8 protein-coding genes are annotated in these 13,568 nt (G+C 37.8%); 7 read left to right on the forward strand and 1 reads right to left on the reverse strand.

The features are described from left to right. Positions 1-13: 13 nt before the first annotated feature. Positions 14-637: a glutathione S-transferase family protein gene (locus H3T46_RS06225; RefSeq protein ID WP_198197906.1), complete on the forward strand. Its 624-nt coding sequence runs from the start codon at positions 14-16 to the stop codon at positions 635-637. A gap of 65 nt (positions 638-702) precedes the next feature. Here H3T46_RS06225 and thiM read toward each other — a convergent pair whose 3' ends face one another. After that, positions 703-1,524: a hydroxyethylthiazole kinase gene (thiM, locus tag H3T46_RS06230; RefSeq protein WP_155566186.1), complete on the reverse strand. Its 822-nt coding sequence runs from the start codon at positions 1,522-1,524 to the stop codon at positions 703-705. 131 nt (positions 1,525-1,655) lie between these two features. On the opposite strand from thiM, the gene H3T46_RS06235 reads away from it, so the two are divergent. The 6 genes from H3T46_RS06235 (at position 1,656) to H3T46_RS08905 (ending at position 13,480) form a co-directional block, all read left to right on the forward strand. Beyond that, positions 1,656-2,402 carry an SDR family NAD(P)-dependent oxidoreductase gene (locus tag H3T46_RS06235; protein ID WP_198197908.1) on the forward strand — a complete coding sequence of 249 codons (747 nt, stop codon included), beginning with the start codon at positions 1,656-1,658 and terminating at the stop codon, positions 2,400-2,402. A 159-nt stretch (positions 2,403-2,561) separates the two neighbouring features. Continuing rightward, the gene (locus H3T46_RS06240) at positions 2,562-3,539 is read left to right on the forward strand and encodes a COG2958 family protein (RefSeq protein WP_155564794.1); all 978 of its coding nucleotides are present in this window, start codon (positions 2,562-2,564) and stop codon (positions 3,537-3,539) included. 151 nt (positions 3,540-3,690) lie between these two features. Next, positions 3,691-4,353: a DUF421 domain-containing protein gene (locus H3T46_RS06245; protein ID WP_155567522.1), complete on the forward strand. Its 663-nt coding sequence runs from the start codon at positions 3,691-3,693 to the stop codon at positions 4,351-4,353. 92 nt (positions 4,354-4,445) lie between these two features. Further along, positions 4,446-9,335 carry an alpha-2-macroglobulin gene (locus H3T46_RS06250; protein ID WP_198197910.1) on the forward strand — a complete coding sequence of 1,630 codons (4,890 nt, stop codon included), beginning with the start codon at positions 4,446-4,448 and terminating at the stop codon, positions 9,333-9,335. 84 nt (positions 9,336-9,419) lie between these two features. After that, positions 9,420-11,750, forward strand: coding sequence for a peptidoglycan glycosyltransferase PbpC (gene pbpC, locus H3T46_RS06255; protein ID WP_198197912.1), 2,331 nt, complete (start codon positions 9,420-9,422; stop codon positions 11,748-11,750). A gap of 182 nt (positions 11,751-11,932) precedes the next feature. Continuing rightward, positions 11,933-13,480, forward strand: coding sequence for a hypothetical protein (locus tag H3T46_RS08905; protein WP_232350017.1), 1,548 nt, complete (start codon positions 11,933-11,935; stop codon positions 13,478-13,480). Positions 13,481-13,568: the final 88 nt, after the last annotated feature.

Below are 13,568 nucleotides of genomic sequence, written 5' to 3' on the forward strand. Positions count from 1 at the left end.
AAGGAGACTATTGATGTTAAAGCTTTATACAATTCCAGGTGCTTGCTCAACAGGATGTCATATTGCCCTATATTGGTGCAAAGCTGATTTTGACTTTGAAATTGTTGATCATGATGGTTTAAAAAAGGATGAATTTCTTAAATTGAATCCATCAGGTCAGGTGCCCGTATTGGTTGATGATCGGTTTGTGCTGACTGAAAATGTCGCCATCATGAATTATATTGCGGATTCTTTTCCACAAGGGAAGCTGCTCGGAGATGGTAGTAAGCAACAAAGGGCAGAGGCTTTGCGTTGGTTGGCTTTTGTAAATTCCGATATTCATCCTGTATTCGGTTTGATTTTTGGAGGACAACAAATCAGCGGCGATCAAAAAGTGATTGAAATCCTTGATACTGCCGCTCGTAAAAAACTTCATAAATTATACGGTCAGGTTGATAAACAACTGGCGGAAAAGGAATGGATTGCGGGTTTCCGTAGTGTGGCAGATCCATATTTATTCATGACCTTGACCTGGGTTCAAAATCTAAAAATAGATATTTCGAGTTATAAGAATCTGTTGCGGTTTTATATGAAAATGCAAAAAGATGATGGGGTTCTTGCTGTTTTCAAGGCGGAAGGTATTCCGAATTTCGTTTGATGTCCAAATAAGGGATGATGAAAATGAAATCTCATTTTCATCATTTTGGAAAATTATTTTATCCATTATTTGACAAGATTAATTTTTGCATATTTTATAATCTTTTCATCGTTCAATAGATAAAGCTCGTCAATTAATCCGATTTGCAGACTGCCGGGGGCGTTGATATGTTGCATAGCGATATCGGCGGCAATGCCAATAAAAGCCATTGCCGCGGAGCAAGCATATAGGGTGTTTTTTTCAACAGCCAGGCATGCTGCGGTGATGGCGGTTGCTGCACAACCAGATCCTGTTACTTTGGTTAAGAGAGAGTGGCTGTTTCTTACGGAGACAATCTCTTTTCCGTTGGTGATATAATCTGTTTGGCCACTGATTGACACAGTGGTTTTATAAGATAAGGCCAGTTGTTTAGCGGCTTCCAGTGCATCATGAGAGGAATCAAGACTATCCACTCCATGGCCCTGTGTTCGAGGAGATGTATTTTGATGATAATGGTAAAGACTGATAATTTCTGACGCATTTCCTCGAATGGCATTGGGGAAATTCTGTAAAAGACTGAGCGTTGTTTTAGCTCGATAAAGAGAGGCACTGATGCCCACCGGATCGAGTATCCATGGAATGTTTTGCTGGTATGCGGTACGACTGGCCAACTGCATGGAGCGTAATTGGGGTGTTGATAAAGTCCCGATATTGATAACCAGAGCGTTGGATTTTTGAACGAATTCCTCAACTTCCTCCTCCGCATTGGCCATGGCGGGTGATGCGCCAAGCCCAAGTAAAATATTTGCGGTAAATTGGGTTGCAACCTGATTGGTTATATTGAGGATAAGTGGATTTTTTGTGCGTATGGCATGAAGAGTGGAAATTAGGATATTGGGTTCGATCATGATAATACAAAGTTTTTGTTTTATAGGTTATGGTTTATGAATGGAGATTATAGACTATTTCGTTGCAAAAGATATCTGCCTTACGTATTCTAGAGATAATAATGTCTTTTAAAATTTGAGAGAATAATAAAGTGGATCTTGGTCTAAAAAATAAAAAAGTGCTTATTAGTGGCGGTTCCAAAGGAATTGGATTGGCGATTGCCCAAAAATTTATTGATGAAGGTGCGTTTGTCAGTATTTGTGCCAGAAATCAGCAAGGTATCGATAAGGCTATTCTGCAATTGGGTGACCGGGCCATGGGCATGACTGTTGATATTAACAAGGCGGATGAAGTTGAAAGATGGATCAAGGAAAGTCACAAAAAGATGGGTGGGCTTGATCATGTGGTGGCGAATGTAAGCGCTCTTGCCTCGGGACGGGATCTGCAAACCTGGAAAAAGGCGGTTGATACAGACCTGTTAGGTACCGTTGCCCTGGTTAACGAGACATTGCCTTATTTAACCAAACAGAAAAACGGATCAATTGTTATCATATCCAGTGTTTCCGCTTCTGAAATAGACGTATTTGCTGAACCATATGGTGCCTTAAAGGCTGCCTTGAATCATTATGGCAAATCGGTTGCACTAAGAGTTGCAGAACACAATGTAAGGATTAATCTTGTTTCTCCAGGAACAATTTATTTTAAGGGAGGGATATGGAATCAAATTGAACGGGAGCAGCCTGAACTTTATAATACAGCCTTGAAGAATAACCCGTTAGGTCGTATGGGAACACCAGAGGATGTGGCCTCAACAGTTGTTTTTCTGACAAGTGAACAGGCAAGTTTTATTACCGGAAGCAACCTTGTTGTTGATGGTGGCATGACAAAACGCGTGTAAAATTATTGATAAATTGCCTGTCCCAAGCCTTTTTAAAATCATATAGGCGGTATCGGGCAATTTAACCGGTTATATATTATGTTCTTTAAATAAGGTTAACCAATTATTTTAATATTATATGATAGAAATAATGAATTTATCTGAACAATTTATAATATTATGAAAAATTATACATTAATTCAGCAAGTTGTTTTATTTTTAAAAGATAATCCGCATAAACGATTTACCGCGCGTGAAATTGCAATCCAATTAGTTAAAATTTATCCTGATTATTATAAACAAAAAAGACTAAATAGCCAGCAGCGTTTTACCTCGGAAAATTCTTTTATTTCTCAAATTGTTGCTGAAATTGGTTCACGTATTAAAAGGTTGAAACAATCAAATGCAGGAATATTGATTCAGGACCAACCTCGACCAAGAGTTTACGAATGGAAAGGTAATTCCAGGCTCAAGAGCAATTTTATAGATAAACTGAAAGATGAAGAAAATGCAGGTAAAGACATTTTAAATTTGCCATTAAAAAAGATAAATTATACGGAAGCTGATCTTTATCCTTTATTGATTGAGTATCTTGGTACGGAATATAATTTAAAATGTGATAGGATCAATGAAAAATTTTCAAAAAAAGGTAAAGGGGAAAATGGCAATAAATGGTTGCATCCGGATATTGTTGCTTTGCAGGCAGTGACTGAAGACTGGAATAGTTTGGTTAAAACTTGTGTACAGTCAGGGGATGCTAAAATGGCTTATCTATGGTCTTTTGAAGTAAAAAAACAGATTTCCCGCTCAACGGTTCGTCAATATTTTTTTCAGGCCGTTAGTAATTCCAGTTGGGCAAATTACGGTTATCTTGTGAGTGCAAGCATTCCAGATGATGGAACGATGAATGAGCTGAGAATGTTGTCGGCTTTACATGGTATTGGGTTAATTATACTTAAAACAGATAATGTAATTGATAGTCAGATAATGATTCCGGCGGCATTTAGAGCAGAGGTGGATTGGTGCTCGGTAAACCGGTTGGTTGAAGAAAATCCGGATATGAGATTGTTTATTCAAAAAGTTGCAAGTTATTATAAAAGCGGTTTGTTACAAAAAACTGGGTGGAGTAATGATTTACTAAAAGTTGAGAGTAATTAAATATAAATTATTAATATATATTAATTTAACTATAAAAAACTGATTTAATTAAAATAATTATTAAATAAATATATAAATATTTTCCAATATGTTATAATTTACAGAGTAAAAATGAATTTATTCAGTGTGTTATTCATATAAGAGATTTTTCATGAATTTTTATATGTTGGTTTTTGTAAAATTTATTATCGGCTTTGCTGTTGTAATTTTTTATTTTAATCAGTCCGGAAAAACTCAGCTTTCCCAAATGACTCCTATTGATCTGATTGGAAATTTTATATTGGGTGGAATAATTGGGGGGGTTATTTATACAGATAGTATTTCTCTGTCTCGTTATATTGTTGTCTTGATAATTGGCACTCTATTAATGCATTTTCTAAATTATATTGCCAAAAAATTTGATGTTTTCCGTGCCTTGGCCTTGGGTAACACGATTGTTTTTATTAAAAACGGTTCCTTATTAATGGATAATATCCAGGATAAAAAAAATAAAATTGATATTATCAATATTATGTCTAGTTTACATTCCAGAGGCATTGGTTCAATGCAGGAAATATATTATGCCCAAATTGAGCCTAATGGATCGTTGACTGTTAAAAATAAAGAGGAAAAGGATCCTTCCGTCATTTTAATCCTTGATAGCGAGATCAAGGATTGTCCATCCCATTTGTTGGATATAAGTCAAGATACGGTCCAGCATTTACTTGATAAATATTTCTTGAAACTGGAGGATGTTTATCTAGCCGAATACTACGATAAAAAGATCATGTTTGCTTTATATGATGGTAAAAGAATAACTATTCCATTTTATTGAGCATCTATAGTGCTATATAAATTAATTTGAATATTTAAGATTTTATTTTTTAGTTTGTTTTTGAAAAATGTTTTATTTTATTGGATTTTTAGATGTTTGAAAAACAAAGGTTCTTTGCCTTTTTTATATGTTTATTTATATGTAGTTTTTTTTTAAATTCATTATCTGTCAAAACTGTTTATGGAAATTCAAATGTTCAGAATTCGGGTAATGAACAAATTTTAAAGGTTGTTGACGTATCTGAAATAGACAGGGATGGTTGGGACTGTCTTGCGGTTACTTTTTCATCCCCCCTGAATGAAAACCAGAACTTTGAAGAGATATTGCATCTTTTTGATGCAAAAAAAGGAAAGGTGGATGGCGCCTGGATTTTATCTGAAGATCATCAGGAACTTATTTTTAATCATCTTGAGCCTAACCGGAAACTGGTTTTAACTGTTGATGCTGGATTAAAGGGTAAAGACGCAAAAATTCTCAGAAAAGAATATACGGCCAAAATCACAACAAATGATTTAAGTCCCAATATCAGCTTTGCCAGTCAGGGTTCTTTGTTTCCCGTAAGATTGGCCGAGGGTTTGCCTGTTATAACATTGAATGTAAATCAGGCAAATGTTGAATTCTTCAGAATAAAAAATGACCAGCTTGTCAATTTTTTTGAAGATAAGGAATCTTCCTCAATCTTGTCAAATGACATGATCTCGGCTTTGGTTGACAAGGCGGATCTGATATATACGGGTTCTTTTAAGCTAAATGTAGATAAAAATCATCGTCAGAAAATTTTACTGCCGATTTCTTCCATCAAACCATTACAAAAAAAGGGTGTTTATTTTGCGGTTATGCGTTCCGCGGGAATGTATAATTACAGTTATCCTGTTACAGTGTTTACGATTTCTGATATTGGCATTTCCGTACATCGTTATCAGGATAATGATCAGATCAGCGTTTTTACACAGTCTCTAGAAACGGGTGATGTCTTACCAAACGTAAATATCAGTGCCTTGGATAAAAAAGGGCATATCATTGCGACAGCTTTTTCAGATAAGGACGGTTATGCAAATTTGACAAATATGTCAAAAGCTAGAATTTTGCTGGCAACACAAAATGGTCAAACATCCTTTATCCAATTAAAGTCTCCAGCTTTGGATTTATCAGATTTTAAAATTGATGGAGATATCCAGCATGATTTACAGTTTTTCGTTTTTGGCCCCCGTGATTTGTATCGTCCGGGAGAAACCGTAATATTGAACGCTTTATTGAGGGATGCGGATGGGCAACCTGTTCAAAATATTCCAGTCAATGCTATTGTTTATAATGCAGAGGGAAAAAAGGCTCAAAATTTTGTTTGGAAAGCCTCAGAGACAGGATTTTATCAATATCAGTTAAAATTACCCGCCAATGCTGTAACAGGCAAATGGTCTGTCGTTGTGAAAGCGGGAAGGAAAGAATTGAATCAGTATCGATTTGCAGTTGAGGATTTTTTGCCTGAACGTATGGGTCTTACTTTACAATCGGAAAATCTGGAAAATTCGAAAAATAATGTGCCTCTGACCTCTCGGCAAGATTTGCATGTCAAGGCTAATGGCTGGTATTTGTATGGGGCGCCGGCCAGTCATAATCTTTTATCAGGTTCAATTACCATGCACTCATTGAGAAAAGCGGTTCCTCAATTAAAGGGATTTGAATTTGGTGATAGTCAAGAAAAAGGCCTTGATAAACGGATGGATTTTGACGAGATTCATCTGGATCAGCTAGGTTATGGCCAAATTAAAATGGCCAATCAATGGCAAGGGATCAGATCACCCGTTCAATTGATTACCGAGGCCAGCCTGTTTGAAACCGGAGGACGTCCAGTGGTGAGACATTTGACGCAATTTGTATGGCCAGCCAAACAATTGGTTGGTATCCGGCCCCTTTTTGATTCGGTTACCTCGCATGATAAGCCAATTCGATTTGAGGTTGTCATGGCTGATTTCGAAGGGCATAAATTACCGGCAAAAAATTTAAAAGCAAGATTTATTCATGAACGTCATGATTATTATTGGACGTATTCTGATGATACAGGGTGGGACAGCCATTTTAATAAGAAAGATGTTATAGAGGATGAACAGCTTTTAAACATAGGCCAAAACAAAACAGCGATGCTGACATTTCCTTCCAAAGATTGGGGATTCTATCGATTGGAAGTGTTCAATCCAGATACCGGTTTGACATCCAGTTATTCTTTTGAAACGGGGGCAGTTGAAGAAGTGGGTTCAGAAGAGAATTTGCGTCCCGATCAGGTTAAGGTCATGCTGGATAAAACAGCTTACAAAGCTGGCGATATTGCCCGAATCACTTTGACCCCTCCTTCTGATGGCAAGGGTTATTTGGCGGTAGAGTCATCAGGTCAGCTATTATGGCGGCAATCTATTCAGGCTTCTGCCAAAGGTTCAAGTTTTACCCTTCCCATTAATTCAAAATGGTTACGTCATGATGTATATATTACAGCTTTGATTATCCGACCCGGTGACCGTAAGATTGGCGCCACTCCAAAACGATCTGTGGGAATATTACACTTACCTCTTGATCGGCAGGATCGTAAGTTAAAACTTCAAATGAAAATGAATTCAAAAATCGAGCCTTTAACGGATCAGAAAGTTAAGGTCAAAGTTACGGATGCATATGGGAAACCTGTAAAGGATGCCGAGGTTTTGTTATCCGCCGTGGATACAGGTGTCTTAAATATTACGGATTACAAAACTCCAGATCCTTTCAGGGCTTTCTTTGATCGCAAAGCTTATAATGTTGATCAGTTAGATGTTTATGGCAAGTTAATCGAGGCAGGTCAAAACCCTTTGGCAAGTTTGGCTTTTGGTGGGGATGCAATGGCGAAGGGGGGGAAACTGCCCGATACCAAGATCAAGATTGTTACGTTACAACCCAAGCCTATTCATGTGAATGATCAGGGTGAAGCCGAGATTTCAATTACTGTTCCAGATTTTAACGGCGAATTAAGAATTATGGGGCAAGTTTGGACAGCTGGTCAATTTGGTATGGCAGAAAATAAAATAACAGTTGCCGCACCTATTGTTGCCGAAATGTCCACACCACGTTTCCTGGCAGGGGGTGATGAAACGGTTCTGGCACTTGATCTTACTAACATGACCAGACAGTCACAGGAATTATCTGTGCGTTTCAAGACAGAAGGATTTATTTTTGCAACGCGTTCTGGGGATCAAGCTGTTATATTGGCACCAAATGAACGGAAAACACTAAAAATTCCTGTCCAGGCAAAAACAGGATCAGGAGAAGGAAAAATCAGGGTTGATGTTTCAGGAATTGTCTCCAATGGTAAAAAGCAAGTATTGAGCCGTTCATGGTCAATTGGAACACGCCCGCCTTATGCTGCTCAATTTATAATAGAACAGACTAAACTAAATAAAAAAAGTTGGCAGATATCACCATCGGTCTTGCATAATATCGGGATTTCAGGTCGTGAGGGGAGACTGAACATAAGTCCTTATCCACCCTTGAATTTATCCAGACAGATTGAGGATTTACAAACTTATCCCTATGAATGTGCTGAACAAACAACAAGTGGAATTTATCCTTTCCTCTATGTAAATAAGGATATCTTAAAACAGCTTAATATTAAAAACAAGCTAACCGATCAACAGCGTCATGATGCGATTAATGCAGCGATTTTCCATATACTAACGATGCAGCGTTCAAATGGGGGATTTGGGTTATGGAGCAGTGACAGCCCAGAAGAATATTGGTTAACCGTTTATATCACGGATTTCCTTATTCAGGCACGGGACCGGGGTTATATGATTCCTGAAGATGCCTTGCAAAATGCTTTAAAACGTTTGTTAATATATGTTCAAAACGGCAATGAGATTGACCCTTATTACAGTCGTGACTTTAATGAATCGCGTTTTACGGTTCAAGCCTATGCTGGATATGTATTGGCACGAACAAAACAGGTACCTTTAGCCGCATTAAGAAATCTTTACAATCATCGTAAACAGGCACCATCAGGATTTTCTTTAATTCAGTTGTCAGCAGCATTAAAGCTAATGGGAGATGAGGGACGTTCTGCACAGACCTTAAATGAAGGTTTACATTATGGGCAACGTGTTCATGATTGGTGGATAGGAGATTATGGAAGTGATATTCGTGATAATGCGTTAATTCTTGCACTTTTACAGGATAATCATTTGGTCAGTGATGACGTTGTTATACAAAGGCTGTTTGCTTTAAGTCATCAAATTGAAGATAAAATATATTTGTCTACACAGGAAAAGAATGCAATTTTTCTGGCAGGATATCGCTATGTTTCAAAATCCGCTAAAAACTGGAAGGTTGAGGTCGACGTGGCAGGGAATCATTATAACCTGACAAACCAAAAATCTTTTTTGCAATTCAATGATCAGGAAATGAGACAGATCAATACGCTTCGCCTTGCCAGCAAAACGGGAGATGTTGATCTATATCCAAATCTCGGTTTATCCGGTTATCCGTTACGGGCTCCTGTACAGGTTCAGAAAAAGGAACTGAACATAGAAAGAGAATTTTTTGATATTTACGGTAATCCAGTGGATTTGAAAAATGTCAAAACGGGTGATCTTATATTGGTTAGAATTAAGATATTTTCGTTTTCAAGAATGCACGACGCTTTGGTGGTTGATTTCCTGCCCGCTGGATTTGAGCTGGAAAATCAAGATCTTTCAAATGCTTCTGTCAATTTGGAAAATGCAGGGGAGGTAATTAAAAAATCTCTTGAAAAAATGCAGGAAGCATCCATTCAACATCAAGAATATCGTGATGACCGTTATGTAGCCCAATTGGATCTTACAAATAAAACTGAACTGGTTTATTTGGCCCGTGCGGTGACACCTGGAAGGTATCACATACCATCGGCAACATTACAGTCGATGTATCAGCCAGGCCGGTTTGCAAGGACCAGTGGCAATATGACATTAATAGTTAAAGCACGTTAAAAAATTAATAAAAAGGTCATAATCAGGTGTGCATCAATATATGATGGTGTACGCCTTTTTTATTAGAAATAAATGGTGTGTATAGTGCGTGTGATAGGTCAGATTTATCGAAAAGGGGTAATATTCTGTTTATTTATTTGTATTGGGTTATTTATAGCGGATAAAACCAACCCTCTTCCTTTACCAAATATCAGTTCTTCTCGTGTCGTTTTGGCAGAGGATGGAACGCCCTTATGGCGTTTTACCAATCAAAAAGGGGTCTGGCGTTATCCTGTTACCATCCAACAGGTTTCTCCATATTATATTCAGGCTTTGTTAGCCTATGAAGATCGGTGGTTTTATCATCATCCCGGCATTAATCCTGTCGCTTTGGGCAGGGCTTTTGGACAAGATATTTATCATCATCATATCGTATCGGGTGGTAGTACGCTCTCAATGCAGGTTGCCCGTATTGTTGATCCCTGTCCCCATACTTATTTGGGAAAAATTGGGCAGATTTTCCGGGCGTTGCAACTTGAATGGCATTTGAATAAAGAACAGATTCTAACCATTTATCTAAATCATGTATCTTATGGGGGAATGGTAGAGGGTATTGCGGCGGCGAGTTGGACATATCTTGGTAAACCACCGGATCAACTTACCAAAGGAGAGGCAGCCTTGCTGGCTGTTCTACCACAAGCGCCCAGCCGTTTACGACCAGATCGTTATCCTGAGCGTGCCAAGAAGGCCCGTGACAAAGTTCTGGAGCGGCTGGCTCAATTCAAGGTATGGTCAAAGAGAGATATTGAGGAAATTAAAGGGGAAAATGTTTTATTAAGTGAACGTCAGATACCACAATTGGCTCCCTTATTGGCGAGACGATTATTACTTCAGAACAAAGATGCAGTCATTCATAGCACTATCAATATAGATATGCAACGTCATTTGGAGGAACTTCTTGAAAATTGGAAAAACCGTTTGCCACCGCATAATTCCGCTGCCATTTTGGTGGTGGATTCAGCGACAATGCAGGTTAAGGCCTATCTCGGCTCTGTAGATTTACAGGATAAACAGCGTTTTGGTTATGTGGATATGGTAACCGCTATCCGTTCACCCGGTTCAACATTAAAGCCTTTTCTTTATGGGTTGGCCATGGATGAAGGGCTTATCCATTCTGAATCCTTATTGCAGGATGTACCAAGACAATCTGGTCATTATAGGCCAGAGGATTTTTCTTCTTCATTTGTTGGACCCGTTTCAGTAAGCCAGGCATTGCGACGGTCACTTAATTTACCAGCCGTACAAGTGTTGGAAGTTTATGGAGCCAGAAAATTTTACGGCAAATTAACAGGTGCCGGCATTGGATTAAAACTGCCTCAAATGGTTGAACCAAATTTGGCAATTATTCTTGGCGGGATTGGCACGTCTTTGGAAAATGTTGTTACAGCATATAGCGTGTTCGCAAGAAAGGGGAAGGTTGCAATGTTACGTTTCAAGAATAATGGATCCATGAGTGAACGGCCATTATTGTCTGAAGGTTCAGCCTGGGTTATTCGGAAAATTCTGGAAGGGGAAAGTCCATTGGACAGTAATTTTGATCGGCAGATTTTTCAGCAGGATCATTTGGCATGGAAAACAGGGACAAGTTACGGATATAGGGATGCTTGGGCTGTTGGCGTTGGTAGACATCATATAATGGGGGTCTGGATTGGAAGACCTGATGGCACACCTGTGGCAGGCCAATATGGAATAGCTTCCGCAACCCCCTTATTATTTCAAGTATATGATATGGTCAGAAACCAAGCTTCACAGACGTTTTCATATAGTATTAAAGATTATGAGCCGGCAACAGTAAGCGTGGCACAGATATGTTGGCCATCTGGACAGATATTGCCGGATAGGGATCAAAATTGCCGACAAAAAAGGACCGCATGGATTATAAACCATATAGTTCCACCCACTTTGGAAATGGCCGATCAACCGTTAGGAACGGGTATCAGCCAAACGGTATGGATCAATAAACGAGGATTTCAAGTATCGTCTGATTGTCCAGGAGCCATTGAAAAAAAAATTGATCTGTGGCCAATTGCACTTGAACCTTGGTTGCCCCTTACAGAACAGCGTCACAATCGTCTGCCCACACAGGATTTATCCTGTCCCTCCTTATCTTTGATGGAATCTTCTTCCTTATCCATTATAGGTGTAAAAAACGGAGACCATTTACAGTTGCCTCCCAGTAATATGCATCCGTTAACTTTAAAATTATCTGCCCTTGGGGGGACAAAGAAAAAATGGTGGTTCCTAAATGGTTATCTTATTCAGGAAACTGATGGAAATCAAAGTTTTGATCATGTTTTTCATAATCATGGAAAGCAACAATTGACGGTAATGGATGAAATGGGAAAAACGGCTCTTGCTGAATTTACGTTGAATTAAAGGCATGAATTCATAGGATATACTATCAGGTAAAAAATAAATGGATTCATTGACGATTTGAAATCATATTTATGGCCTTGGTATAGATCATCTTCATTCAAGAAAATATCTTGTATCTTTTCATATAATCGTGGAAAACAATTGTTATACACAGGTAATAATTTCAAAGAGAATTATTGGATATGTATCCGAATCATTTTAAAAAAAACAAGGCATCCATTATTTCATTCCTGTTTTTAATTTTGTGTTTTGCATTATTTTTATATGAAAATATAAAAGGTTTAGGTTTTTTAAGATTTACAGACGAATCAGGTCATTTTGTAGGTGCACAAGCCATTCATAAAGGGGACAAACTTTACAGGGACTATATAGATTATCATGGTCCCGTAATTTATATGCTGACATGGATGATGGGATTAATTGTTGGTTTCTCAGAAGTATGGCTGTTGAGACTTATTTCTTCGTTTAGCGCAATGTTAGCTGCCCTGTGTTTATTTTTTTCTCCAATTTTTCATTATTTTTGGCAACGTTATCTCGTAACCGCTTTGTGGTTTGGTTTCATTTCAAGTATCTGGCTTATACAGGGTTTATATCTTGATAATTATTGGACATTAGGTGGGTGTTTTGCAGCTATTGGTTTGGTCACTCTTGTTATTCCCATGATTTATGACATAAAGCCGTCACGGATACAGGCCTTTACAGGAGGATTTTTTATCACGCTTTTGCCTTTTATTGCCTATCCTTTTGCAATAACCGCCTTTATTTTATTTCTTGTTGTTATCAATGGAATTTGTATAGATCATAGAAAATATGTTTCGATATTCGTGACAAGTTTGTCGGGGTGTTTGACATCTATCATTATGATGCTTGTCTGGTTAGGTATATATGGAGATATAGGTGGAATGGTTGCCTTTCATTTCATCACCAACCAAATGAATTATGCACGATACATTCCCTTCAATTTAAGCAATTTTTTTCTAAGTTTGATTCCATTTTTTTCCTCTAATTATATTGTTGAAACATTTGCTTTATTTTCGTTTTGTTTTGGGGGGATTATCCTGGTTGCAAAAGGAAAATATAAAATAAGTGCATGTCTTGTATTGTGCGGGATTCTGGGTTTGCAGGCTCGAGGAAGTATCCTGTTTCAAAATGGTGCTTTCCTTATTGCTTCTGTAACCTTAATAATCGTTGCTTTTATAAAATCAACGGAAGTCAAGCCGGATATTTCCCTGTTTTTCTCTGTCATTTCAACTTTTTGCATCTTTTTTATCATTGATCAATATGCAGTAACCTCTCCCAATATTTTAGACAAGCGACAACGTAATGCCTATCAATGGCATGCCTTTCGTGAAGGATATAATGAAGATACGAAAGCAATTTGGTTTTACGTTGATAAAAACGAAAGAATATTATCTATACCTTATAATCCAGATATTTATATTTTGGCTAACCGTTTGCCCATAAAAAAATATCACGCTTATTTACCATGGGAGGCAGACTACGCTTCACATCCTTGGCATCATTATGAACGGGACCTTTGTAAAGATTTGCCTAAAAATAAGCCACCACTTATTTATTATGATCCATCAATAATATGGGGCAAATATATGCCAGATCAGTTCTTGAATTGCGTATTGATAGTTTTGAAAAATGATTATACCCATATTGCAACGGATTCTTACATTTATGTTCGTAATGACCGTTATAGGGAAAGAGGTAAAATAAACTAGTCGTGTATTGTTTAACCATATTAGGGGTATTAACCTAATATGGTTATATTGTTATATAGCGTCTGGGTGATTGCTGATTGTTGTTACG

Source organism: Commensalibacter sp. M0133, assembly GCF_016101485.1.
GTDB classification, from domain to species: Bacteria; Pseudomonadota; Alphaproteobacteria; order Acetobacterales; family Acetobacteraceae; genus Commensalibacter; species Commensalibacter melissae.